Source organism: Dermacoccus sp. PAMC28757 (assembly GCF_014302635.1).
Lineage (GTDB): Bacteria > Actinomycetota > Actinomycetes > Actinomycetales > Dermatophilaceae > Dermacoccus > Dermacoccus abyssi.
Map to the genome: position 1 here is coordinate 2,712,983 of NZ_CP060292.1, position 25,164 is coordinate 2,738,146.

General features: G+C 68.0%; 20 protein-coding genes and 2 tRNA genes. 8 read left to right on the forward strand and 14 right to left on the reverse strand.

Going from position 1 to position 25,164, the window contains the following annotated elements; all coding sequences use genetic code 11:
* The first annotated feature begins 13 nt into the window (after positions 1–13).
* Positions 14–2,695 (forward strand): valine--tRNA ligase, encoded by a 2,682-nt coding sequence (valS, locus tag H7F30_RS12840; RefSeq protein WP_187035550.1) that lies wholly within the window; start codon positions 14–16, stop codon positions 2,693–2,695.
* A 90-nt stretch (positions 2,696–2,785) separates the two neighbouring features.
* Here valS and clpX read toward each other — a convergent pair whose 3' ends face one another.
* The 6 genes from clpX to H7F30_RS12870 form a co-directional block, all read right to left on the reverse strand.
* Positions 2,786–4,024 carry an ATP-dependent Clp protease ATP-binding subunit ClpX gene (gene clpX, locus H7F30_RS12845; RefSeq protein WP_129662879.1) on the reverse strand — a complete coding sequence of 413 codons (1,239 nt, stop codon included), beginning with the start codon at positions 4,022–4,024 and terminating at the stop codon, positions 2,786–2,788.
* A 233-nt stretch (positions 4,025–4,257) separates the two neighbouring features.
* Entirely contained in the window at positions 4,258–4,920 is a 663-nt protein-coding gene (locus H7F30_RS12850; RefSeq protein WP_118914032.1) for an ATP-dependent Clp protease proteolytic subunit, read from the reverse strand.
* 32 nt (positions 4,921–4,952) lie between these two features.
* Positions 4,953–5,540, reverse strand: coding sequence for an ATP-dependent Clp protease proteolytic subunit (locus tag H7F30_RS12855; RefSeq protein ID WP_129663224.1), 588 nt, complete (start codon positions 5,538–5,540; stop codon positions 4,953–4,955).
* Positions 5,541–5,824: 284 nt separating this feature from the next.
* Positions 5,825–7,348, reverse strand: a complete 1,524-nt coding sequence (gene tig / locus H7F30_RS12860) for a trigger factor (RefSeq protein ID WP_187035552.1) — start codon at positions 7,346–7,348, stop codon at positions 5,825–5,827.
* A 128-nt stretch (positions 7,349–7,476) separates the two neighbouring features.
* Positions 7,477–7,550, reverse strand: a tRNA-Pro gene (locus H7F30_RS12865).
* A 114-nt stretch (positions 7,551–7,664) separates the two neighbouring features.
* A tRNA-Gly gene (locus H7F30_RS12870) sits at positions 7,665–7,738 on the reverse strand.
* A 186-nt stretch (positions 7,739–7,924) separates the two neighbouring features.
* Here H7F30_RS12870 and H7F30_RS12875 point away from each other — a divergent pair.
* On the forward strand, positions 7,925–8,116 hold the full coding sequence (locus H7F30_RS12875; protein ID WP_047311360.1) for an antitoxin: 192 nt from the start codon (positions 7,925–7,927) through the stop codon (positions 8,114–8,116).
* A 124-nt stretch (positions 8,117–8,240) separates the two neighbouring features.
* On the opposite strand, the gene H7F30_RS12880 is transcribed toward H7F30_RS12875, so the two are convergent.
* Both H7F30_RS12880 and H7F30_RS12885 read right to left on the reverse strand, forming a co-directional pair.
* A complete protein-coding gene (locus H7F30_RS12880) occupies positions 8,241–9,371 on the reverse strand; it encodes a PP2C family protein-serine/threonine phosphatase (protein ID WP_187035554.1) in 1,131 nt (376 codons plus the stop codon).
* Between the two features lie 108 nt (positions 9,372–9,479).
* Entirely contained in the window at positions 9,480–9,944 is a 465-nt protein-coding gene (locus H7F30_RS12885; RefSeq protein ID WP_047311655.1) for a ribose-5-phosphate isomerase, read from the reverse strand.
* Positions 9,945–10,159: 215 nt separating this feature from the next.
* Between H7F30_RS12885 and pepN the strand changes: the two genes are divergently transcribed.
* A complete protein-coding gene (gene pepN / locus H7F30_RS12890; protein ID WP_187035557.1) occupies positions 10,160–12,730 on the forward strand; it encodes an aminopeptidase N in 2,571 nt (856 codons plus the stop codon).
* Positions 12,731–12,805: 75 nt separating this feature from the next.
* Here the strand turns inward: pepN and malQ are convergent, their stop codons facing one another.
* Positions 12,806–14,989, reverse strand: coding sequence for a 4-alpha-glucanotransferase (malQ, locus tag H7F30_RS12895; protein WP_187035559.1), 2,184 nt, complete (start codon positions 14,987–14,989; stop codon positions 12,806–12,808).
* Positions 14,990–15,053: 64 nt separating this feature from the next.
* On the opposite strand from malQ, the gene H7F30_RS12900 reads away from it, so the two are divergent.
* The 3 genes from H7F30_RS12900 (at position 15,054) to H7F30_RS12910 (ending at position 18,240) form a co-directional block, all read left to right on the forward strand.
* Positions 15,054–16,007: a mechanosensitive ion channel family protein gene (locus H7F30_RS12900; RefSeq protein WP_187035561.1), complete on the forward strand. Its 954-nt coding sequence runs from the start codon at positions 15,054–15,056 to the stop codon at positions 16,005–16,007.
* A 26-nt stretch (positions 16,008–16,033) separates the two neighbouring features.
* Positions 16,034–16,438 (forward strand): globin, encoded by a 405-nt coding sequence (locus tag H7F30_RS12905; protein WP_118914045.1) that lies wholly within the window; start codon positions 16,034–16,036, stop codon positions 16,436–16,438.
* 68 nt (positions 16,439–16,506) lie between these two features.
* Positions 16,507–18,240, forward strand: coding sequence for a glycoside hydrolase family 13 protein (locus H7F30_RS12910; protein ID WP_187035563.1), 1,734 nt, complete (start codon positions 16,507–16,509; stop codon positions 18,238–18,240).
* Positions 18,241–18,340: 100 nt separating this feature from the next.
* On the opposite strand, the gene H7F30_RS12915 is transcribed toward H7F30_RS12910, so the two are convergent.
* The 3 genes from H7F30_RS12915 to H7F30_RS12925 are packed head-to-tail and all read right to left on the reverse strand — an operon-like array spanning position 18,341 to position 20,528.
* Positions 18,341–19,387 carry a Gfo/Idh/MocA family protein gene (locus H7F30_RS12915; RefSeq protein WP_129662862.1) on the reverse strand — a complete coding sequence of 349 codons (1,047 nt, stop codon included), beginning with the start codon at positions 19,385–19,387 and terminating at the stop codon, positions 18,341–18,343.
* Between the two features lie 20 nt (positions 19,388–19,407).
* Positions 19,408–20,061: a hypothetical protein gene (locus H7F30_RS12920; protein WP_129662860.1), complete on the reverse strand. Its 654-nt coding sequence runs from the start codon at positions 20,059–20,061 to the stop codon at positions 19,408–19,410.
* The gene (locus tag H7F30_RS12925) at positions 20,058–20,528 is read right to left on the reverse strand and encodes a thioesterase family protein (RefSeq protein ID WP_187035565.1); all 471 of its coding nucleotides are present in this window, start codon (positions 20,526–20,528) and stop codon (positions 20,058–20,060) included. Before H7F30_RS12925 ends, H7F30_RS12920 begins: the two co-directional genes overlap by 4 nt.
* A 91-nt stretch (positions 20,529–20,619) precedes the next feature.
* On the opposite strand from H7F30_RS12925, the gene H7F30_RS12930 reads away from it, so the two are divergent.
* Together H7F30_RS12930 and H7F30_RS12935 are read left to right on the forward strand one after the other, a co-directional pair.
* The gene (locus H7F30_RS12930) at positions 20,620–21,594 is read left to right on the forward strand and encodes an acyl-CoA thioesterase (protein ID WP_370562596.1); all 975 of its coding nucleotides are present in this window, start codon (positions 20,620–20,622) and stop codon (positions 21,592–21,594) included.
* A 76-nt stretch (positions 21,595–21,670) separates the two neighbouring features.
* Positions 21,671–22,270: a GNAT family N-acetyltransferase gene (locus H7F30_RS12935; protein WP_187035567.1), complete on the forward strand. Its 600-nt coding sequence runs from the start codon at positions 21,671–21,673 to the stop codon at positions 22,268–22,270.
* Position 22,271: 1 nt separating this feature from the next.
* On the opposite strand, the gene H7F30_RS12940 is transcribed toward H7F30_RS12935, so the two are convergent.
* Both H7F30_RS12940 and ettA read right to left on the reverse strand, forming a co-directional pair.
* The gene (locus H7F30_RS12940; protein WP_187035568.1) at positions 22,272–22,994 is read right to left on the reverse strand and encodes a siderophore-interacting protein; all 723 of its coding nucleotides are present in this window, start codon (positions 22,992–22,994) and stop codon (positions 22,272–22,274) included.
* Positions 22,995–23,370: 376 nt separating this feature from the next.
* The gene (gene ettA, locus H7F30_RS12945) at positions 23,371–25,053 is read right to left on the reverse strand and encodes an energy-dependent translational throttle protein EttA (protein WP_187035570.1); all 1,683 of its coding nucleotides are present in this window, start codon (positions 25,051–25,053) and stop codon (positions 23,371–23,373) included.
* Positions 25,054–25,164: the final 111 nt, after the last annotated feature.

A 25,164-nucleotide genomic window follows, 5' to 3' on the forward strand; every position in this document is an offset into this window, starting at 1 on the left:
AAAACATGGCCCCATGACTGCTGACTCCACGCCCCCCGCTCGTCCCATGCCGGACAAGCCCACCGTCGACGGACTCGAAGACACGTGGGGCGCGGTATGGAAGCAGAACGGCACGTACACCTTCGACCGCGAGCGCGCCCTCGACCTGCCGCGCGAGCAGGTTTTCGCCATCGACACGCCGCCGCCGACGGCGTCCGGTTCACTGCACGTGGGTCACGTGTTCAGCTACACCCACACCGACTGCATGGCGCGCTACCAGCGCATGCAGGGCCGCGAGGTCTTCTACCCGATCGGCTGGGACGACAACGGCCTGCCCACCGAGCGTCGCGTGCAGAACTACTACGGCGTGCGCGGTGACGCGACCAAGGCGTACATCCCGAACTACACGCCGCCGCTCGAGGGCGCCGAGGGCAAGAGCGTCAAGGCCGCCGACCAGCAGCCCATCGGGCGTCAGAACTTCATCGAACTGTGTGACGTGCTCACGGTCAAGGACGAGGAAACCTTCGAGGCCCTCTTCCGTCGCCTGGGCATCAGCGTCGACTGGAACGTCTCCTACCGCACGATCGACGAGCGCTCCCGCGCCGTCGCGCAGCAGGCCTTCCTGCGCAACCTTTCGCGCGGCGAGGCCTACCAGCAAGAGGCTCCCGGTCTGTGGGACGTGACGTTCCAGACGGCCGTCGCCCAGGCCGAGCTCGAGGCGCGCGACTACCCGGGGGCCTACCACCGCGTCGCGTTCCACAGCGACGCCGCAGACGACGGCCGCGTCTACATCGAGACGACGCGCCCCGAGTTGCTGCCCGCCGTCGTCGCGCTCATCGCGCACCCGGACGACGAGCGCTACCAGCCGCTGTTCGGCACCACGGTCACGAGCCCGCTGTTCGGGGTCGAGATCCCCGTGCTCTCGCACCCGATGGCGGAGATGGACAAGGGCGCCGGCATCGCGATGTGCTGTACCTTCGGTGACCTCACCGACGTGCAGTGGTGGCGCGAACTGCAGCTGCCGACCCGCTCGATCATCACGCGCAGCGGCCGCATCACCGCAGAGACCCCGGAGTGGATCGCGGGGGGCCCCGGCGAGCAGCTCTTCGCCGAGGAACTCGCGACGAAGACGACGTTCACGGCACGCGAGAACGTCGTCAAGGCGCTCATTGCCTCCGGCGACCTCGACGGTGAGCCGAAGAAAACCCAGCGCAAGGCCAACTTCTTCGAGAAGGGCGACAAGCCCCTCGAGATCGTCACGAGCCGCCAGTGGTACATCAAGAACGGTGGCCGCGACGCCGACCTGCGCGCTGCCCTCGTGGAACGCGGCAATGAGATGACCTGGCACCCGGGCTTCATGCAGAGCCGCTACACGAACTGGATCGAGGGCCTGCACGGCGACTGGCTCATCTCGCGCCAGCGCTTCTTCGGCGTGCCGTTCCCGATCTGGTACCCGGTCGACGCGCAGGGCGAGACCGACTACGACAACCCGATCGTGCCCGACGAGGCCGACCTGCCGATCGACCCGCAGGGTCAGGCGCCGAAGGGCTACGACGAGTCCCAGCGCGGTCAGGCGGGCGGCTTCGTCGCCGACCCGGACGTCATGGACACGTGGGCGACGTCGTCGCTTTCGCCGCAGATCGCCACCGGCTGGCCGATCGCCGACGGCAGCGCCCACGGCAGCGACGCCGAGCTGTTCGCCAAGATCTTCCCGATGGACATGCGCCCGCAGGGCCACGACATCATCCGTACCTGGCTGTTCGCGACGGCGGTGCGCGCGCACCACGAGAACGGCTCGGTGCCGTGGACGAACACGGCCATCTCCGGCTGGATCCTCGACCCGGACCGCAAGAAGATGTCGAAGTCGAAGGGCAACGCGCAGACGCCCGAGGACGTCGTCAAGGAGTTCGGCGCCGACGCCGTGCGCTACTGGGCCGCCTCCGGGCGCCTCGGCACCGACGCCGCGTACGACACGGGTCAGATGAAGGTCGGCCGTCGCCTCGCGATGAAGATCCTCAACGCCTCGAAGTTCGCGTACATGACGCCGGAGCCGAGCGCCGCCGACGGTGACCTGCTCGCGCTCGTGACGCAGCCGCTCGACACGTCGATGCTGGCCACGCTGCACGACGTCGTCGAACGCGCCACGAAGGGCTTCGAGGCCTGGGATTACACCCGCTCCCTCGAGCTGACCGAGACGTTCTTCTGGACGTTCTGTGACGACTACATCGAGCTCGTCAAGGAGCGCGCCAACAACCGTGACGGCACGTTCAGCGACGCCGAGGCCGCTTCGGCCCAGGCTGCGGTCCGCATCGCTCTCGACGTGCTGCTGCGCCTCTTCGCGCCGGTGTTGCCGTACGCCACGGAGGAAGTGTGGTCGTGGACGCACGCGGACTCGATCCACCGCGCGCCGTGGCCGTCGGTCACAGGCTCGACGCTCCCGGCCGACGCCGACGCGAAGGTTCTCACGGTGGTCTCGCAGGCTCTCGCGGGTGTGCGCCGCGCCAAGTCGGACGCGAAGCTCGGCATGCGTGCCGAGGTCACGTCGATGACGCTCGCGGGCCCGGCTGTCGCTCTCGCAGCCGCCGAGAAGGGTGAGGCCGATCTGCGCGCTGCAGGTCGCATCACCGGTATGACGACGGCGGTCGAGGAGACCGAGGGCGCAACGCTTGTCGTGCGCGACGCAGAGCTCACGCCTCCCCCGCCGAAGCAGAAGTGACGCAGTGACACGACGAAGCGGCCCTGACCTTTGAAAGGTCAGGGCCGCTTCGTTCGTTCTCGCCCTTAGCCGTGGCGGCGAGAGCGTGAATCAGGCGGCGCGGCGACGCACGATCGTCGGGTCGACGCGGTCGAGCACGACCTCGCGGGTGACGACGACCTTGTCGATGTCGTCCTCGCTTGGCACGTCAAACATCACCGGCAGGAGCACCTCTTCGAGGATGGCGCGCAGACCGCGAGCGCCGGTGCCGCGGCTCATCGCCTGCTCGGCGACGGCGTCCAGGGCATCGGGCGTGAACTCGAGCTTCACACCGTCGATCTCGAACATGCGCTTGTACTGCTTGACGAGCGCGTTCTTCGGCTCGGTGAGGATGCTCACCATGCCCTCACGGTCGAGCGGCTCGACGGTCGTGATGACGGGCAGACGACCGATGAACTCGGGGATGAGGCCGAACTTCATGAGGTCCTCGGGCTGCACCTCGGCCATCGAGGCATCGCCACCGGCGGGCGTGTGCAGCTGCGAGCCGAAGCCGAGGCCCTTCTTGCCGTTGCGGTCCTCGATGATCTTCTCGAGGCCCGCGAACGCACCACCGACGATGAACAGCACGTTCGTCGTGTCGATCTGGATGAACTCCTGGTGCGGGTGCTTGCGCCCACCCTGGGGCGGCACCGAGGCGGCCGTGCCCTCGAGGATCTTGAGCAGCGCCTGCTGCACGCCCTCACCGGAGACGTCGCGCGTGATCGACGGGTTCTCGCTCTTGCGGGCCACCTTGTCGATCTCGTCGATGTAGATGATGCCGGTCTCGGCCTTCTTCGTGTCGAAATCGGAGGCCTGCAGTAGCTTGAGCAGGATGTTCTCGACGTCCTCACCGACGTAGCCGGCCTCCGTCAGCGCCGTGGCGTCCGCGATGGCGAACGGGACGTTGAGCATCTTGGCCATCGTCTGGGCGAGGTAGGTCTTGCCACAGCCGGTGGGGCCGATGAGCAGGATGTTGGACTTGGCGATCTCCACCGGGTCCTTCGACGTCGAGTCGGACGCCTGGACGCGCTTGTAGTGGTTGTAGACCGCGACGGCGAGGGCACGCTTGGCGGCGTCCTGGCCGATGACGTACTCGCGCAGGAAGTCGAAGATCTCCCGCGGCTTCGGCAGCTTCTCGAGGCCGAGATCGACCGAGTCGGTCAGCTCTTCCTCGATGATCTCGTTGCACAGGTCGATGCACTCGTCACAGATGTAGACGCCGGGGCCGGCAATCAGCTTCTTGACCGTCTTCTGGCTCTTGCCACAGAACGAACACTTGAGCAGATCGCTGCTCTCGCCCACTCGTGCCACCGGTCGTTCCCTTCGTCGTCCTACCTAGACAACACGGGGATCGCCCCCGTGAAGTGCACCGTACGACGGTAGTTCACCGCGCACGTCTCCCCCATCATTGAACCGCGCGTGGCGGCTCGACGCGAGCCTGTTCGCCACCGGCGGAAAGCCCGCGTCACCTACGCGAACGCGCCGGCACCCCCGAAGGGCACCGGCGCGTTCGTGTCGTCACGTCGCGTTCACAACGCGAGGCATCACTGCTCGAGCGAGGCCTTGCGGCTCTGCAGCACCTCGTCGACGAGACCGTACTCCTTGGCCATCTCGGCCGTGAGGATCTTGTCGCGGTCGATGTCGGCTCGCACCTGCTCGACGCTGCGACCGGAGTGCTTCGCCAGCGTCTCCTCCAGCCAGTCACGCATACGCATGATCTCGTTGGCCTGGATCTCGACGTCGGAGGCCTGGCCACCCGAGCCCTCCATGGCCGGCTGGTGGATGAGAACGCGAGCGTTCGGCAGCGCGAAACGCTTGCCCGGCGCACCGGCACCCAGCAGCACAGCGGCGGCCGAAGCGGCCTGGCCGAGCACGAACGTCTGCACGTCCGGGCGGATGTACTGCATCGTGTCGTAGATCGCCGTGAGGGCCGTGAACGAGCCACCGGGCGAGTTGATGTACATGAGGATGTCGCGGTCCGGATCCTGCGATTCCAGGACGATGAGCTGCGCAATGATGTCGTCGGCCGACGCGTCGTCGACCTGGACGCCGAGGAAGATGATGCGGTCCTCGAACAGCTTCGTGTACGGGTCGAGGCGCTTCGTGCCGTAGGAGGTGCGCTCCTCGAACTGCGGCAGGATGTAGCGGCTCGTGGGCATCGGCGCCGTCACGCCGCCGTGAGCGCCCGTCGGGTTCGTGTAGTTCATTGAATTACTCCGTCAGTAGTCGCGGGCGGCGATCAGTTGGACGACTTCGTCGCGTCCGAGGAACGCTCGAAGACGTGGTCGACGAAGCCGTACTCCTTGGCCTCGTTCGCCGTGAACCAGCGGTCGCGGTCCGAGTCGGACTCGATCTTCTCGACCGGCTGACCCGTGTGCTCTGCGATGAGCTCGGCCATCTGCTTCTTGATGTGCAGCAGCTGCTCGGCCTGAGTTTTGACGTCGGACGCCGTTCCCTGAATGCCACCGAGGGGCTGGTGCATCATGATGCGCGCGTGCGGCGTCGCGTAGCGCTTGCCCTGAGCGCCGGCGGACAGCAGGAACTGGCCCATCGAGGCAGCGAGGCCCATGGCCACGGTGCACACGTCGTTCGGCACCCACTGCATCGTGTCGAAGATGGCCATACCAGCGGTCACCGAACCACCCGGGGAGTTGATGTAGAGCCAGATGTCCTTCTCCGGGTCCTCGGCAGCGAGCAGGAGAAGCTGCGCGCAGATCGCGTTCGCGTTGTCGTCGCGCACGTCCGATCCGAGGAAGATGATGCGCTCCTTGAGGAGGCGGTTGTAGATCTGGTCGTCGAGACCGGCAGCCATCTGCTGGCTCGCCATGACCACGTCCGAGGACTTGGCTGTCGTCAAGGGATCACTCCATCCGAATCTGCCACCCGGCACGCGGATGACACCATGCTTGAACTCTTCATTGACCCTAACGCGCGGGCCCGCGACTTTCGTCCCCGTCCCGGCCGGTGTTCGCCCTGAGCGCAAGCGCGGGCGCTGACCGACTCCCGCGAGGCACACGCAAAACTGCGGCCCGATGACGAGAGCGCGGCTCCGCTCGCACCGGGTGTGCGTGCGGAGCCGCGCTCCTGCTGGCGTTCAGGCCTGCGGCGACATCACTTGTCGTCGGCAGCCTTCTTCGTCGCGGTCTTCTTGGCCGTGCTCTTCTTGGCAGCTGCCTTCTTGGCCGGCTTCTCGTCGCCGTCCTTGGCAGCGGCCTTCTTGGCCGTGCTCTTCTTCGCGGCAGCCTTCTTGGCCGGCTTCTCGTCGCCGCCCTTGGCAGCGGCCTTCTTGGCCGTGCTCTTCTTCGCAGCTGCCTTCTTGGCCGGCTTCTCCTCGGCGGGCTTCTCGTCCGCGTCGGCCTCGTCGTCACCGGTGTCGACGGCCTCGTTGAGGTCGACGACGTTGCCCGCGGTGTCCTTGACCTTGGCGGACTCGAGGACCGTGGCGAGCGCCTTGCGGCGAGCGACCTCACCCATGATGGCCGGCACCTGGCCCTGGGCGTCGAGCGCCTGGGCGAAGGTGTTCGGGTCCATGCCGTACTGCTGCGCCGACATGATGAGGTACTCGATGAGCTCCTCCTGGCCGACCTGGATCTCCTGGGACTCGACGATCTCGTCGAGCAGGAGCTGCGTGGCGACCTGCTTGCGGGTGCTCTCGGTGACCTCAGCGCGGTGCTCGTCGTCGTCGAGGCGGTTCTCGCCCTCGAGGTGGTTGTGCACCTCTTCGTTCACGACGCCGTCCGGGACGGGGATGTCAATGGCCTCCAGAAGCGCGTCGAGCACCTTGTCACGGGCCTGAACGCCCTGCTCGAAGCGCTTCGTGCGCTCGACCTCGGAGCGCAGGTCGGCCTTCAGCTCGTCGAGCGTGTCGAAGGACGAGGCGAGCTGGGCGAACTCGTCGTCGAGCTCGGGGAGCTCGCGCTCCTTGACCGACTCGATCTTGACGGTGCACTCGGCGTCCTGGCCCTCGTGCTCGCCACCGGCCAGCGGCGACGTGAAGGTGGTCTCCTCGCCGGCCTTGAGGCCGGTGAGCGCCTTGTCGAGGCCTTCGAGCATCGTGCCCGAGCCGATCTCGTAGGAGACGCCGGAGACGGAGTCGATCTCGTTGCCGTCGATCGTGGCGGACAGGTCGATGGAGACGAAGTCGCCCTTCTTGGCCTTGCGCTCGACGCCCTTGAGCGTGCCGAAGCGCTCACGCAGCTCGGTGATGCGCTCGTCGAGGTCGGCGTCGCTGACCTCGATCGGGTCGACCTCGACCTCGAGGGTGTCGAAGGCGGGGAGCTTGATCTCGGGGCGGACGTCGACCTCAGCGGTGAACGTCAGGCCCTGGCCCTCTTCGAGCGGGAAGTCGGTGATGTCGACCTCGGGCTGGCCGAGCGGCTTGACGTCGTTCTCGACGATCGCGTTGGTGTACAGCTCGGGGAGCGCCTCGTTGACGGCCTCCTGCACGACGGCTGCACGGCCGAAGCGCTGCTCGATGAGCTTCGCGGGAACCTTGCCCTTGCGGAAGCCGGGGATCTGAACCTGCTCGCCGATCGTCTTGTACGCCTTGTCCAGGCTCGGCTTGAGCTCCTCGGCAGTCACGTCGACGGTCAGCTTGACCCGCGTCGGGTTGAGGGTCTCGACAGCGCTCTTCACAGCGTGTACTCCAGTAGTCGATGGGATGGGTCACGAGCCGCGACCGGCGAGGCGGGACGCCTGCTGCGTCCTGGCGCCTCATTGCACGTCGCGGCTCGCCGTACATGAACTTCTGTCCATGCTAACGGTCGGGGTAACAGGATTCGAACCTGCGGCCTTCCGCTCCCAAAGCGGACGCGCTACCAAGCTGCGCCATACCCCGCTCACAACCTCGTGTGAACACCGCATTCTCGCACAAGCCGCGGCCTCACCGGCTCTGGCACCTGCCAAGAACGACGAACGGCGGCCCTCGTGGTGAGGGCCGCCGTTGGCGGTGTGGAGCGGGCGACGAGAATCGAACTCGCGTAATCAGTTTGGAAGACTGAGGCTCTACCATTGAGCTACGCCCGCATGTTCGGCCCACATGCTAGCGCACTCGATGCGCGCCTCGCGCACCGCAGCTGCCCGCGCCGCGTCAGGTCGCAGTTTGCGCCACATGGTGAACGCGAACTCTCGACTCCGATCTGAATTTGTGTTGGGGTGGAACCAAGTCCGGGAACCCCCGGCACAGTGTTCCGACTACACAGGAGGATCAGCATGGGAATCTTCGACAGCGCCAAGGACAAGGCCAGCGATTTCGCCGAGCAGAACCCCGACAAGCTCGACCAGGGCGTCGAGAAGGCGGGTGACTTCGCCGACGACCGTACGGGCGGCGAGCACGCTGACAAGATCGACAAGGGTCAGGACTTCGCCAACGAGAAGCTCGACGGCCTCGGCGGCGGTCAGTGATCTCGGGCTGACGCCTGAAACTTCAAAAGGGCCCCTCGGACAACGCGTCCGAGGGGCCCTTTTGCTGTGCGCCGGGGCGAGCGCGCCGGACCACGCCCCCTTGCGGCGAACGTTCCTGCGTGGCTCAGAGCATCGGACGTCGGTAGCGGCGGTTGCCGTCGCGCCAGATGACGACGACGGAGCGGTCGTCGTCGCCGCCCAGGGCGGCGGAGGTCGTGCAGATGCGATGAGCGCCGCCCGTGAGACCCTCGCTGATTGCCGACTGCGTCATGGCGAGCAGGCGCTGCGTCCCGGCGGTGATGTCGCCGCCGGGACCCTCGACGACGCCATCGCTGTAGAGCACGACGACATCACCCGGCGCGAGGATCCCTGCCGCACGGGAGAAGTCGTCCCGTCCCTGCTCGAAGAGGCCGAGGAGCAACCCCTCGGCACCGGTGACCATCTCCCAGCGGCGCGAGTCCGCGTGGTAGTGCGCCGCACTGGGGTGGCCCGCGGTCCCGATGCTGTACGAGCCGGTCCGCAGGTCGAGGGCGATGTGGATGGCGGAGGCAAAACCGTCACGCCAGCCCTGACGAATGAGGTAGCGGTTGGCCGCCGGCAGGAAGCCGGCCGGGTCCGTTTCCCCGAGCAACCCGCTCAGTGCACCCGAGAGGAGCAGCGCGCGCATCCCTGCGGAGTGGCCACTGCCGGAGACATCGGTGAGAGCCACGTCGAGCTGATCGCCGTGTCGGGCGCAGACGACGAAGTCGCCGCTGAACGCGCCACCCTTCGCGGGCAGGACGCAGTGCTCCATACGCACGTCGTCGGGAAGTTCGGGGGCGAGTGCCTGACGGTCGAGCCGCTCGCGAAGGTCCTTGAGCATGCCGGAACCCACGCTGAGTGGCACACCGAGTGCCTGCACGTTGCGCGTCACGAAGAACACGAGGCCGACGACGGCGAGGACGACGCACGCCACCGACCACTCGACGGTGCGATCACCCCAGGCGTACGCGACGACCACGAGGTAGCCCGCCACGACGACGGCGATGGCCCGAGCCAGGGTGCGCCCCGACAGGAGGAACCCGGCGCACACGATGAGCGGCACGAAAACCGATTGGGAAACCGTGCCGGGGAAGCTGATACCGGCCAGTGTCGCGACGAGGGTGAGGAACGTGATGACCGCCGCGAGCAGGCGCGAGGAGTTGCGCCGGGGCGTCACGATGCTGCGCACCGACCGCTGGGGGCGCACCCGCTCGCTCGTGACGTCAAGAACCACAGATGCCACTCTATCCGGGGTGACAAACGTCTCACGAGGCGCCTGTGGACAAAGCGCAAGCGCCGGGCCCGCACGGCATGCGGGGCCCGGCGCTCGGGTGTCAGTGACTCACAGCGGCGGCAGCGTGCCGTCCGTCTCGTAGGCCTCGACCATGGCGATGCGGCGCGCGTGACGCTCGACGCCGGTGAACTGCGTCGTGATGAAGGTGCGGGCAATCTCCTTCGCCTGCTCGATCGTGACGAAGCGGCCACCGATCGAGGCGATCTGCGCACCGTTGTGCTCGCGCGCCAAGGAGGCGAACTCCGGCGTCAGACACAAGGCCGCACGAATGCCCTCGACCTTGTTCGCCGCCATCTGCTCGCCGTTGCCCGAACCGCCCAGGACGAAGCCGAGCGAGTCGGCGTCGTCACGCACGGCCTCGGCCGCGCGCAGCACGAACACCGGGTAGTCGTCCTCCGCGTCGTACTCGGTGGGCCCGTGGTTGACGACGTCGTGCCCCTCAGCGGTGAGGAAGTCGACGAGGGCCTGCTGGGTTTCAAAGGCGGCGTGGTCGCCACCGACGTGGATGCGCATGTCTCTCTCTCGGTCGAGCGGGTCGTGGAGCTGGTCGAGCACGTTCGAGCGCGGCACGCCTCGGCCCGCGGGCCGTACCGCGAAGAACGCTCGTGCAAACCATCCTGCCACCTTCACCCCCGTGCAAGGATGGTCGACGGCGACCACTCGGGCGCGAGCGCGCCTAAGCGAACTGCGTCGCCTCCCCTCATCGCCTTCAGGAAGGAACCGACGCCGTGACCGGCTCGAACCTCACACGCGAGGAAGCCCTGGAGCGCAGCGCCAACATCGCTGTCGACTCCTACGACATCACGCTCGACATCACGACGGGAGCCGAGACGTTCACGACGTCGTCGACGGTCCGTTTCAGCGCCACGCCGGGCAGTGAGACCTGGCTCGACTTCCTCGGCGAGAGCGTGGACCGCGTGGTGGTCGGCGGTGAGGACATCGCCGTCGAGTGGGACGGCGCCCGCGTGCGCGTGCCGAACCTCGCGGCCGAGAACGAGGTTCGCGTCGATGCAGTCGGCCGGTACATGAACACGGGTGAGGGCCTCCACCGCTTCGTCGACCCGGCTGACAACGAGGTCTACCTCTACTCCCAGTTCGAGGTACCCGACGCGCGACGCATGTACCCCGTGTTCGAACAGCCGGACCTCAAGGCGAGCTTCACCTTCACCGTCACCGCCCCGGCCCGCTGGCAGGTGCTCTCCAACGAGCCGACGCCCGAGCCGCAGCCGGCGGAGACGACCTACACCGGCCCCAACGGTGAGACCGAGCCGGCGGCCACGTGGCGCTTCGGGGCGACGCCGCGCATCTCCTGCTACATCACGGCCCTCGTGGCCGGCCCGTACGAGAAGTACACCGACGAAGTGACGTCCCGCGCGGGCACCGTGCCGCTCGGCGTCTACTGCCGCAAGTCGCTCGCGCCCCACATGGACGCCGACGAGATCTTCGACATCACCAAGCGCGGCTTCGCGTTCTTCGAGAACGAGTTCGACCAGCCTTACCCGTTCACCAAGTACGACCAGATCTTCACGCCCGAGTACAACATGGGCGCCATGGAGAACGCGGGCTGCGTCACCTTCACGGAGATGTACGTCTTCCGCGCCAAGGTGAGCGAGGCCATCATCGAGCGCCGCGCCCTCACCGTGCTGCACGAGCTCGCCCACATGTGGTTCGGCAACCTCGTCACGATGAAGTGGTGGAACGACCTGTGGCTCAACGAGTCGTTCGCCGAGTGGGCCTCGACGACGGCGCAGGCCGAAGCCACCCGTTGGGAGAGCGCCTGGACGACGTTCGGCACCTCGGAGAAGGCGTGGGCGTACCGCCAGGACCAGCTCAGCTCCACACACCCGATCGTCGCCCCGATCCGTGACCTCGCCGACGTCGAGGTGAACTTCGACGGCATCACGTACGCCAAGGGCGCCTCGGTGCTCAAGCAACTCGTCGCCTACGTCGGGCGCGAGTCGTTCACCGCCGGCCTGCGCGCGTACTTCGCGAAGTACGCGTGGCAGAACACGACGTTGCCCCAGCTGCTCGGCGAGCTGGAGTCGACGAGTGGCCGCGACTTGTCGTCCTGGTCGAAGCAGTGGCTCGAGACGGCCGGCGTCAACACGCTGCGCCCGGTCGTCGAGGTCGACGGCTCCGGTGTCATGACGCGCGTGCTCATCGAACAAAGCGCGACGAACGAACTGCCGACGCTGCGCCCCCACCGTCTCGCCGTGGGGTGCTACCGCCTCGAGGGCGACACCCTCGTGCGTACGCAGCGGGTGGAGCTCGACGTCACGGGTGAGAGCACCGAGGTCACCGAGCTCGTCGGGGTGGAGCAGCCGGATCTGCTCCTCGTCAACGACGACGACCTCGCCTACGCCAAGATCCGTCTCGACGAGCGCAGCCTCGCCACCGCCATTGCTCACCCGCGCGCCTTCACCAGCTCGCTGCCGCGTGCGCTCGTGCTCGGTGCGGCCTGGGACATGACGCGCGATGCGCAGATGCCGGCGGGCGACTTCGTCCGCATGGCGCTTGCGACCCTGCCGGGCGAGGACGACTCGACGCTGCTGCGCACCCTGCTCGGCCAGATGTCCACCGCCGCACTCACGTACTCGGCGCCCGCCAAGCGCGAGAAGCTCGTCGCCGACGTGACGGGCGGGCTGCGCTCCCTGGCCGAGGAAGCCGAAGCCGGCAGCGACGCCCAGCTGCAGCTCGTGCAGACGTTCGCATCCTTCGCCCAGAGCGAGGAAGATGTTGCGTTCGTTCGTGCGCTGCTCTCGGGTGAGCGCACCCTCGATGGTCTCACCGTCGACACCGAGATGCGCTGGACGCTGCTCACGTCGCTCGCCGCTGCAGGTGCCGCCGACGCCGCGGAGATCGACGCCGAACTGGCCCGCGACAACACGGCCACGGGTGCCGAACGCGCGGCACGAGCTCGCGCGTCGCTGCCGACGTCCGAGGCGAAGGCGGCCGCATGGTCGTCCGTCGTCGACTCCGACGAGCTGGCCAACCAGACGATCGCCGAGACGGCGGCGGGATTCGGACACGTTCACGACGTGAGCCTGCTCGAGCCGTATGTCGAGAAGTACTTCGCGATGGCCGAGGACTACTGGGCAGGGCGCACCCACCACATCGCGGAGCTGGGCATCTCGTCGCTGTTCCCGATGGCGCTGGCCGGACCGCAGCTGCTCGACGCCGCGCAGCAGTGGCTCTCGTCGCACAGCGACTCCCCCGCGGGTCTCGTGCGCACGGTCGCCGAGAACCGTGACGCCGTCGCCCGAGCCGTCACGGCGCAGGAGTTCGACGCTCGCGCCTGATCCGGACTGATTACCGGAAGGAGGCCCCCGACACGATTCGTGTCGGGGGCCCTTTCGTCGAGCCGTGCTCGAGGCTCAGCTGCGCGCCCGCACCACCCGGATGACTCGCTTGGCACGACGCGAGGTCATGAGATCGTCCAAGCTCACCCCCGACTCGTCAGGGCCCGCGACGGGGCGACGCCACAGGGCATGCACGTGGGTGACGCCGTGCTCGCCCACGATGCGCTGATCGCCCACGAGATCGGCGACGCGGACCGTGAGCAGCAGGCTCGGGGCCGATGCCAGATAACGGTGCAGGGCCCCCACCTGGTCTTCCACACTCGCGCGCGGCGTCATGAGACCGCGCGCCGCGAGGGCCTCGACGAGAGCCTTGCGACGCTTCCCGGCGCGCTCCTCGTAGGCAGCGTGGTCGTCGCGCAGACCGTATCGACGCGCCTCCTCGAGGTGAGATCCCGTGAGCAGTGCTGCGCTCGGGGGCGCGTCCTTGGCGCCGAGCGAGGTCATGGCGAGCTCGGGCAGCTTCTTCGGGTCTCGCGAGCCGCTCCCCTCGGTGTCGTCGAGGAGCACGGCCGAGGAAACGACACCGCGCTCGGCGAGGTAGTCGCGGATCCACGGCTCGGTTTCGTCCTCGTCACCGGCCACGACGAGCGCGCCCGCCCGATGCGCCTCGAGCAGCAGAATGCCGATGAGTGCTTCGTGGTCGAACTGAACGTAGGTACCCGCGTCCGCAGCGTTCTCGGCCGCCGACGGCTGCGGTATCCACCACTGGCGGAACAGGGTGCCGATGCGCTCCACCCGCAGTGCGCCACTGCGAGCGAGGGTGCGACGCACGACGTCACGCCACTGTGCGTAGCCGTTCTCGGCGAGGGCCGAGGGCTTCATCGCAGCAAGGCCGAGATCGACGACCGTGCCGTCCGCGGCGCGCGCTCCGAGACGCATGTCGGCGGCGAACGCCTCCGGCCAGGCCCACTCCTCGAAGCCACCGTCGATGATGCCAGGAGCGATGTCGTGCATGACACCGATGCGCATGCCGGCCGCTTTCACCTCACGCTGCGCATCAGCGAACTGTGCGCCGGCGACCCACTGCAGCCACGCCTCGAACTCGACGTCGTCGGCGTGCTCCTCGCGGAAGGCGGCTACCTCGGGGCTGCGCGGATTCTGCAGTTCCTCGGGCCATGTGCTCGCCGGAAGACCGTGTTTCAGCGCAATGACGCACCACGTCGCGTAGTCGAACAGCCAACCCGCCTCGGACTCGACGAAGTGCCCGAAGTCGCGACGACGGCGGTGGGAACGCTCGACGTTGAAGATCATCCGCAACGCGGCTCGCTTCGACTCCCAGACCGCGTCGCGGTCGACCTCGTCCGTGAGATTGAGACGGCGGGCGTCGTCGCCGTGCCACTCGACGAGTTGGTGCTCCGCGGCCGAGAGATAACCGATCTCGGGCACCTCCTCGACGCGGATCGCGAGGGGGTCGAGCGCCGTACGGCTCGCGGGGCGATACGGGTTGGGGTCGATCGTGGGCACGGGATCGGCCGCGTTCACCGGGCCGACGTTGACGTAGTCCGCACCGCTTCGGGCGGCCCATGTGCCGAGTTCGGCGAGGTCTGCTGCATCGCCGATGCCCCACGAGCGCTCGGACCGCACGGCGTAGAGCTGGCCGGCCACTCCCCAGCCGCGCTTGGCGGCCAGATCGGGCGGCAGGGTCATCGTCGCGGGCGTGACGACGACCGGACGGACGTGACGACGGCCCCCTGCGCTCACCTGAAGTTCGTGGTAGCCCAGAGGAAGATCGCCGGGCAGGTCGAGGTCGACGACCTGAGGAGATGTGCTGTCGCTCTCGCCGGCCGCTTCGCTCTCGTCCTCCCCACCTTCGCTCTTGTCCTCGTCCTCGCCTTCGGACTCGCTGCCGGTGTCCGATGGAGCGTCGAGTTCATCGCCACGCTCGAGGGGGACGATGCTGCCGTCCTCGAGCACGATGCGCGCCTCGAACTCAGCGGTCGCGGGCACGGTGAGCGTGACACTCGGGGTCCAGGACTCGCGCAGGACGAGCGCGTCAGGAAGGCCCACCACGGAAGGCGTGCCTCCATCATGGCGATCGGCACTCGGCGCCGCGTCTTCGCTGCATTCGACGCCCAGCGAGGTGAGCACCGCCTCGACGACCTCGGGCGCGACCGCTCGGGCGCGTCCCGAGCCGTCCCGGACATGGGTGGCAACGCCGTGGGCGTTCGCGAGTTCGTTGAGGGAAGGAGTGCCGGGCATAGGGCAATTCTGGCAGACGCTCCTGGCCGTTCCAGCCGTTCGGCGGGATGGTTGGATGGCAGGCATGGCTGCACCGTCCTTCGTCCCCCACGCCGCCTCCCTGCCCGAGGGATGGGAGTGGCTGGTCGGCACTCCGCTGCAGATCGTCGTGGTCGTCCTGGGAGCCCTGGCCGTGCGCTGGATCCTGCACCGGGCCATCACCCGCGCGGTCCACGCGATGGAGACGCGAAGCACCACGCCGGAGGTCGTCGGCGAGGAGGGCGCTCTCTCCCCCGCGAGGGCCCGTCTGCGGGCCGCCGCTGGCCTCGACGACGAACGCCGCCGTCAGCGCGCGGCAACGATGGGCTCGCTCCTGCGGTCGGTGACGACGGTCGTCGTCCTCGCCGTCGCCACCCTCACGGTCGCCGCGCAGCTCGGCATCCAGCTCGGCCCGCTCATGGCGAGCGCCGGCGTGGCAGGTGTCGCCGTCGGTTTCGGTGCGCAGTCGCTCGTCAAGGACTATCTGTCGGGCATCTTCATGATCTTCGAGGACCAGTACGGCGTCGGCGATGTCATCGACACCGGAGAAGCCGTCGGCACCGTCGAGGAGGTGACGCTGCGCATCACTCGGCTGCGCGACGCCAACGGCGTCGTCTGGTACGTGCGCAACGGCGAGATCATCCGCGTCGCGAACCGCTCCCAGGGGTGGTCGACATCGCTCGTCGACGTCCCGGTGTCGTACGACGCGGACATTCGCAAGGTCACCTCGGTGCTCGACGAGGTCGTCGACGCGCTGTGGCAGGACGAGACGTGGGGCGCCAAGCTCATCGAGCGCCCCGACGTCGCGGGTGTCGAATCGGTCGGAGGAGGCGCGATGACCTTCCGCGTGATCGCCAAGACGGCACCGAACGAGAACTTCGGTGTGACGCGCGAACTGCGACGCCGCGCCGTCATCGCCCTGGAGAGCGCCGGAGTGAAAGCACCACCGGTCGTTCCGGGCTACGGCAACGTCAACCCGAACCTGCCGCCCGTGAAGTAGTCGGCCCCGGGTGCAAGACTGGTGACATGACTGAGGCAACCCTGTACGAGAGGTTCGGCGGCCACGAGACGTTCCACCGCCTCGTCGAGGTGTTCTACGACGGCGTGGCCTCGGACGAGAAGCTGCGCGCGCTCTACCCCGAGGAGGATCTCGAACCGGCGAAGCGCCGTTTCGAGATGTTCCTCGAGCAGTACTGGGGCGGCCCGACGACGTACTCCGAGGAGCGCGGGCACCCGCGCCTGCGGATGCGTCACATGCCGTTCGCCGTCACACCGGAGCAGCGTGACCGCTGGCTCACCCACATCATGGCTGCCTGCGACGCCGTCGATCTCGAGCCGGAACTCGATGCGCTCCTGCGCGACTACCTCGTGCGTGCTGCGTACAGCCTCGTCAACACCCCCGGCCCTGAACCGGAGAACCCGATCCGCTGAGTCTGGCCCTGCCGCCCAACGGTGAAACGCGTTTCGCGTGGGCAGACCTCGGTTGGCACACTGGGTCGGTGAGCCAAACGACCACCTGGAACAGCCAGTCCGCACCCGCCCACGATGAGACGCCAGAGGCCGAGTGGTGGCGCTCGTCGACGATCTACCAGGTCTACCCGCGCTCGTGGGTCGACTCGAACGGTGACGGCGTCGGCGACCTGCCGGGCATCACCTCGAAGCTGCCCTACCTGCGCGACCTCGGTGTCGACGCCCTGTGGATCTCCCCCTTCTACCGCTCGCCCATGGCGGACGCCGGCTACGACGTCGCCGACTACCGCGACATCGACCCGCTCTTCGGATCGCTCAGCGACGCCGACGACCTCATCGCACGCGCCCACGAACTCGACCTGCGCGTCATCGTCGACCTCGTGCCCAACCACTCCTCCGACGAGCACGAGTGGTTCAAGGCCGCCCTCGCGGCCGGCCCCGGTTCGCCGGAGCGTGAGCGCTACATGTTCCGCGACGGCAAGGGCGAGAACGGCGAGGAGGCGCCGAACGACTGGAAGGCCATCTTCGGCGGCAACGCCTGGACGCGCGTCACGGACGCAGACGGCAACCCGGAGCAGTGGTACCTGCACCTGTTCGACCCCAAGCAGCCCGACTTCAACTGGAACAACGAGGCCGTGCGAGCCGAGTTCCTCTCCATCCTGAGGTTCTGGCTGGATCGCGGTGTCGACGGCTTCCGCGTCGACGTGGCCCACAGCCTCGTCAAGGCCGAGGGTCTGCCCGATCACTCGGCGCACGCCAAGATGGCCGGCCTCTCCGACGCCAGCCACGACAACGGCGGCCCCATGTGGGACCAGGACGGCGTCCACGAGATCTACCGCGCGTGGCGTGAGGTGCTCGACTCCTACAACCCCGTCGACGCCGACGGCTACGACTCGGCCGGCGACCGGGCGATGTGCGCGGAGGCCTGGGTCAACCCGCCGGAGCGTCTCGCGCGCTACGTACGCCCGGACGAGTTCCACCAAGCCTTCAACTTCGCGTTCCTCGAGACCCCGTGGCGCGCCGCCGACATGCGCGAGAGCATCACGTCCTCGTACGCCTCGAACGACGCCGTCGGGGCACCGACGACGTGGGTGCTGAGCAACCACGACGTCGTGCGTCACGCCACGCGTTTGGCACTGCCGATCGGTGAACCGCGCCCCAACGGCATTCGTGCCGAGGACCCGCAGCCGGACGCCGCGCTCGGCCTGCGTCGCGCCAAGGCCGCCACGGCTCTGGAACTGGCCCTGCCCGGCGGCGCCTACCTCTACCAGGGTGAGGAGCTCGGCCTGCCCGAGCACACGACGATGGCCGACGAAGCCCGTCAGGACCCGACGTGGGAGCGTTCGGGTCACACCGAAGCCGGCCGCGACGGCTGCCGCGTCCCGATGCCCTGGGTCAAGGACGCTCCGTCATTCGGTTTCGGCTCCGCAGACGCCCCCTGGCTGCCGCAGCCCGACGTCTACGGCGAGTTGGCCGTGGACCAGCAGGACGGCGTCGCGGGCTCGACCCTCGAGTTCTACCGCCGCATGTTGCGCGAGCGCCGCGCCCGCCGTCTCGGCGAAGGCGCACTGACGTGGGTCGACGGCCCGAAGGACACCGTCGCTCTCGTCAACTCGCGTGAGGGTCACGAGGATCTGTGGTGCGTGACGAACTTCGGTGCGGACACGACGCTGCCCGATGGTGCTGTCGTGGTCGTGCGCAGCGACGAGCGTGACGACCTCACGCTGCCGACCGACGTCACGGTGTGGTTCACCCGCACCTGACCGACCCATCCCTCACGAGCGTTGCCCCGGCCGAGACCGTTCTCCACCGGGGCAACGCTCACTCAGTTCCGTCCAGAGGCGAAGCGACGAGTCCGTGAGGTCACTCGCCGGGGTAGACGACGCCCAGCTGACGACGCACCTCGTCCATGAGGTCCATGACACGCAGCGTTTCGGCGTGGGTCATGAGCGGCGACTCGCGATCCCCCGCCGCGATGAGGCGCGCCGCCTCGGCGGCCTCGTAGTGGAGGGCGTGGATCGTGTCGGCGGAGCGGTACTCGTCGAGCAGCTGCCCATCGTTCGCGAGAAGCCGCACTCGCGTCGGGAAGTAGAACCAGCCGTCGATCTCGAGGCGTCCCTTCGTGCCGGCGACGACGGCCGTGTTCGGTGTCTGGGTGGCCATCGTCGTCGCAGCCTGGGCGACGACGCCGTCGGCAGCCGTGAGCACGATGACCTCGGACTCGTCGACGCCTTCATCGGTGAGCGTTCCCCGGGCGCTCACCGTGGTGAACTCGGGTACGAGCATCGCGGCGAACGACAGGGGGTAGATCCCGAGGTCGAGCAGCGCCCCTCCGGCGAGAGCAGGATCGCTCAGCCGCTGCGGGCCGTCGGGGTGGAGAGCCTGGCCATGGTCGGCGGCGATCCACTTGAGGTCGCCGATGAGTCCGGTGTCCACCGCACGACGAACGACGTCGTAGTGGGGCAGGAAGCGTGACCACATTGCCTCCATGCAGAAGACCCCCGCTTCGCGCGCCGCATCAAACACCTCACGCGCTTCGGTCGCGTTGCGCGTGAAGGCTTTCTCGACGAGCACGTGCTTGCCGGCGCGGATGGCCGCCAGTGCGTGATCGCGGTGCTCGCTGTGAGGGGAAGCGACGTACACGACGTCGACCGAGGAGTCCGCGACCAACGCGTCGTACGAGCCGTACGCAGTTGCTCCCGGAGCGAGTTCGTCGACGAAGGTCTGAGCTCGCTCCACGCTGCGCGATCCCACGGCCACGATGCGCTGCTGCGTCTCGGCTCCGATGGCGGAGGCGAATGTCCGCGCGATGCCGCCGGGTGCGATGACGCCCCACGCGAGGCCGGGAGCCTCCTGAGGGTCGGGCGTGGACGGAGCTGGAAGGCGGCGGTCGTCGGATGTACGCGTCATGCGACGACCCTATCGAGGCGTCAGCGCACGAGCACGTGGCCGACGGACGTCGACACCCGGTGCCAGCGCGCGGTGCCGAACACGTGGGCCTCCGAACCGATGGCGAAGCCGAGTGCGTAGATGCCGAGCGCCGCGCCCGCCGGAAGCCCGTCGGCACCGCCCAGATCTCCCGCGATGGGCCGGTTCCAGACCTTCTCGCGCAGCTGCTCGACGGCGGGCGCTCCCGCCCCCTGCGGCGTGCCCTCGGCCACCTCGGCGATACCGTCACGGGCGACCTGGACGAGATCCGCGAGCGGCAACCGAGCGAGTGGCGCCCACCCGGCGCGCGGCGGCGTCACCGCGGCCCACGTCGTGCGCACGGTGGTCGGAGGTACGTCGAGGACGCGGGGGTCCGCGTTGTGCCGACGCGCCAGCCGGTCACTGATCGCGCGAAGCGGCACCACGGTGTCGAGGGGGCGGGCGACCGGCTGCGCCAACCGCAACACGCGCAGCCCGACGACGGTTCCTTCGCCCATGAGCCCGCGTCCCTTGCGCACACCCACCCAGGTGGCGAGGGTCGTGCCGTCTGCCTGGAGGCGGATGGCGCCGTCGTCCTCGAGAGTGCGGGCGCGTGAGACGAAAGTGGCGAGGTCACCCGCCGTCTCACCATCGGCCAGGTGCAGCACCTCCGTCATGATGACGAGCGCTTCGCGCTGCCGTGGCGGAACGTCACCGCCGGGCCGAGGAAGCTGGACAGGCTCTCACGGTCGATCGGATCGAGCCGACGCGGGCGCTCGGCCTCGAAGTCGTAGCCGACGAGGGTCGTCTCCGCGAGGGCGTACGTCGTCGAGCCGGCACCTGCGTCGCGCACCTCGTAGCCGATGTCGTACGACGCGCCGGTCAGCCGGGTCACCCACATGGCGACCTCGATCGGTTCGATGCGGAACACGAGAGGCGCGCGGTACTCGATCTCGTGGCGCGCCACGATGATTCCCTCACCGACGACCGATCGAGCACGCCCGAACCATTCGGCGAAGGCGAGGATGCGGGCGTCCTCGAGGAGCCGCAGGAACTGCACGTTGTTGACGTGCCCGTAGGCATCCATGTCGGACCAGCGCAAGGGCACGGGGACGACGGAGCAGCGGTCGGGAGCGAAACTCATACCTGCATTGTGGCGCGTCGGGTGACGAACCGTGCAGCCGCCGTCCACCAAACGTTCACTAACGCTCGTTTCCGGTGGGTAACCTCTGCGGGTGAGCGAAAACAAGGATGAAACGCAGGAATCGGTCGACCCCATGGCTTCGCTGCTGCACGTACTCGACCTGCAGCCGGTCGGAAATGCAACCGTGAGCGCCACGTTCAGCGCCCAGACGAGCCTCGCCGACCTCGGTCAGAGCCGCGCCGACGTCTTCGTCGGTGAGTCCCAGCCGCAGCCACACGGCCGGATCTTCGGAGGGCAGGTTCTCGCCCAGTGCGTCATCGCAGCAGGACGCACGGTGACACCCGGAGACGGGAAGCCGCCCCGCTTCATCCACTCCCTCCACGGCTACTTCCTGCGCCCCGGCGACTCGATGCAGCCCGTACACTTCGCCGTGGAGCGGCTGCGCGACGGCGGTTCGTTCTCCGCGCGCCGCGTCCACGCCATCCAGAACGGCGCGCCGATCATGAGCGTCATCATGAGCTTCCAGGAGGAGGCCCAGGGCATCGATCACCAGGTCCCCATGCCCGATGTCACCGACCCGCTGGAGCTTCCGACGACGGCTGATGTCGTCGGCGACATCGACCACCCGATCGCGCAGCACTGGGCCCATGGGCGCGCCGTCGACGTCCGTCACGTCGAAGGTGCGCTCTACCTGCAGCCCGCCACGGAGCGCACGCCGCAGCAGCACCTGTGGATGCGCACGCTCAGCGCCATCCCGGACGACCCGCTGCTCGGAGCCGCCGTGCTCGCGTATGCCTCCGACTACACGATGCTCGAGTCGGCGATGCGAGCGAACGGCGTCGCCTGGGTGACGCCGGGCTTCCGGGCCGCGAGCCTCGACCACGCGATGTGGTTCCACCGCCCGGTGCGCCTCGACGACTGGATCCTCTATGCCCAGGATTCCCCCTCCGCCCAGGGCGGACGCGGCCTCGGTACCGGGCGCATGTTCACGCGTGACGGCACGCTCATCGCGACGGTCGCGCAGGAGGGCATGATGCGCATCAAGGATCTGTCGGTCCTGAACTGACCTTCTGGACGCGCTCGTCGCACCCACACGGTGGACCGCGCGTGACTTTCACCGAGGAACGGTGTGAGGTGGGGCCATGACGGACATCGATCGCGACATCACCCTCTCCGGCTCCCTGGTGCGCCTCGAGCCCCTCTCCCACGATCACCACGACGGGCTCGTCGAGGCGACAAACGACGGGCAGATGTGGACCCGGTGGTACGCGTCCGTGCCGCGCCCGGACGCCGTCGGGCAGATGATCGACGACCGTCTGCGCCTCAAGGACGAGGGTTCGATGGTGCCGTTCGCTGCGGTGCGCACGTCCGACGGCGTCGTGCTGGGCAGTACGACGTTCTACGACATCCGCCCCGAGGTGCCGCGCGTGTCGATCGGCTACACGTGGAATCGCGTGTCGGCGCACGGCAGCGGAACGAACGTCGAGAGCAAGCTGCTGCTCATGACCTACGCCTTCGAGACGGCCGGGTGTGCGGCCGTCCGGTACGAGACGAGTTGGTCGAACCAGCAGTCACGCGCCGCCATCGAGCGACTCGGCGCACATCTCGACGGTGTCCTTCGCGCCGATCGCCTCGAGAGCAACGGCGCGCTGCGCGACACCGTCGTCTACTCGATCCTCTCCCACGAGTGGCCGAGCGCAAAGGCCAACCTGGAGTTGCGCCTCGCCCGCCACTGCGGTTGAGTCAGCCCGCGGCGCTCCAGTAGGCCTGGGCGTGGATCCGTTCCTTACCGACACCGTGATCCTTGCGCAGGGCTCGCACGACGGCTCGCGTGGCCGAGGCCTCAGTCGTGACCCAGAAGCGCGTCGTGGCTTCGCCCGCGAAGTCGTGCGTGCGAGTGAGCAGCGCCTCGTCGCCCATGGCGAACCACTCGACGTCTGTAGCGGCCGCTAGGCCGAGTGGAATGTCGCGGTCGTCGTCGTACTCGCTGTGCAGGAGCACCGTTGCCGGAGCCTCGGACCAGTGATCCAGCAATGACCGAATCGCAGGTACGCACGCCGTACCGCCGATGAGGACCGTTCGCTCCCAGGACGTTCCGGGCGCCGGCTTAGCGGACGGCCAGGGGCACTTGGAGCCGAGCAAGGACGCGCGAATGCGGGTGCCGGCGGTGACGTTCTGCGACCAACGAGCGGCCACGCCGTCGTGGAGCGCGAATTCGAGGGTGGCGCGGCCGCTCGCCTCGTCGGCGTCGACGAGGGTGAAGGCACGCTGGTGGTCCTTGCCGTCGTCGTCGAACCACAGGCGAAGCCACATCGACGGGTGCACCCCGTGGCTGCGCAGGAAGTCGCCGCAGTCGACGTGCACGCGGTGGTAGTGAGGCGTGAGGGATTCGCTTCCGAGCACGACCAGCTCGGTGTTCTTGGCGCCGAAGGCGTTGACGACGAGGCGCTCGAACGAGGGTGACATGGTTCCCTTTCGCACCGGGTAGGACGCAGTCACCCTAACTTAGGTAACCCTCACACAGCCGTCTGCAGGGTCACTGACCCAATTTCGGCGGCTCCCCCTCGCCTGAACCTGTGAGGCCACCAGCCCAACACCCTCGGAGCCGCCCCGACAACACAAGCGGAACCACGCTGGAAGCGGACTCGGAGCGCACGAAAGCCCACGGTGTGACCCGAGCTTGCGAGGGTCACACCGTGGGCTTTCGTGAAGCGACGCCCGACGCGCTGTCGCACCGAGCGAACTGAGCGAGCTTGCGAGGTCAGTTCGCCGGAAGACGGCGCAAGGGAGAGGCTGCCTGTCGCACCGAGGAACTCAACCCGGAAGACGGGCCAATGATCGGCTAATCGCGCGTGAGGCGGCGGTGCGTCACGCGGTGGGGGCGTGCGGCTTCGGCACCGAGGCGCTCGATCTTGTTCTTCTCGTAGTCGTCGAAGTTGCCTTCGAACCAGTACCACGCCGAGGGGTTCTCGTCGGTGCCTTCGTAGGCGAGGATGTGCGTCGCGACGCGGTCGAGGAACCAGCGATCGTGGCTGATGACCACGGCGCAGCCCGGGAAGTTGAGCAGCGCGTTCTCGAGGGAGCCGAGGGTTTCGACGTCGAGGTCGTTGGTCGGCTCGTCGAGAAGGAGCAGGTTGCCGCCCTGCTTGAGGGTGAGCGCGAGGTTGAGGCGGTTGCGCTCACCACCGGAGAGGACACCGGCCTTCTTCTGCTGGTCCGGCCCCTTGAAGCCGAACTGCGAAACATACGCACGGGCCGGGATCTCGACCTGACCGACCTGGATGTGGTCGTTTCCTTCGGAGACGACCTCGAACAGGGTGGCTTCGGAGTCGATGCCGCCGCGGTTCTGGTCGACGTAGCTGATCGAGACCGTGTCACCGATCTTGACGGTGCCCCCGTCGGGCTCTTCGAGGCCGACGATGGTCTTGAAGAGCGTGGTCTTGCCGACACCGTTCGGGCCGATGACGCCGACGATGCCGTTACGCGGAAGCGTGAACGACAGACCGTCGATGAGGACGCGGTCGCCGAAGCCCTTCTTGAGGTCGGTGACCTCGATGACCTGGGCGCCGAGGCGCGGGCCCGGCGGGATCTGGATTTCCTCGAAGTCGAGCTTGCGCGTGCGCTCGGCCTCGGCAGCCATCTCCTCGTAGCGGGCGAGGCGGGCCTTGCTCTTCGTCTGGCGAGCCTTGGCGTTGGAGCGGACCCACTCGAGCTCGTCCTTCAGGCGCTTCGCGAGCTTCTGATCCTTCTTGCCCTGGACCGTGAGGCGCTCCTGCTTCTTCTCCAGGTAGGTGGAGTAGTTGCCCTCGTAGGGGTAGAGGCGGCCGCGGTCGACCTCGCAGATCCAGCCGGCGATGTTGTCGAGGAAGTACCGGTCGTGGGTCACGGCGAGCACAGCGCCGGCGTAGGAGGCGAGGTGCTGCTCGAGCCAGAGCACGGACTCCGCGTCGAGGTGGTTGGTGGGCTCGTCGAGCAGGAGAAGGTCGGGCTTCTGCAGCAGGAGCTTGCACAGGGCGACGCGGCGCTTCTCGCCACCGGAGAGCACCCTGACGTCTGCGTCACCGGGCGGGCACCGCAGGGCGTCCATGGCCTGCTCGAGCTGGCTGTCGAGATCCCACGCGTCAGCCGCGTCGATCTTCTCTTGGAGCTTGCCCATCTCCTCCATGAGGGCGTCGAAGTCGGCGTCCGGTTCGGCCATCTCGGCGGAGATCTCGTTGTAGCGGTCGAGATCCTGCTTGATCTGCCCGAGACCCTCTTCGACGTTGCCGCGCACGGTCTTGTCCTCGTTGAGCGGCGGCTCCTGGAGCAGGATGCCCACCGAGTAGCCGGGCGACAGGCGTGCTTCGCCGTTGCTCGGCTGGTCGAGGCCGGCCATGATCTTGAGGATGGTCGACTTGCCGGCGCCGTTCGGGCCGACGACGCCGATCTTCGCGCCCGGGTAGAACGACATCGAGACGTCGTCGAGGATCACCTTGTCGCCAACGGCCTTGCGTGCCTTGGTCATGGTGTAGATGAACTCTGCCATGGCTCAGAGGCTATCGGTTTCGCGCGGCACGGCGCGACTCGTCACTGCGCACCCGCCCTGTTCCGACGCCGGAGACCGGGCTCACGGGTCCGGGCTCCTGACACGCACGCC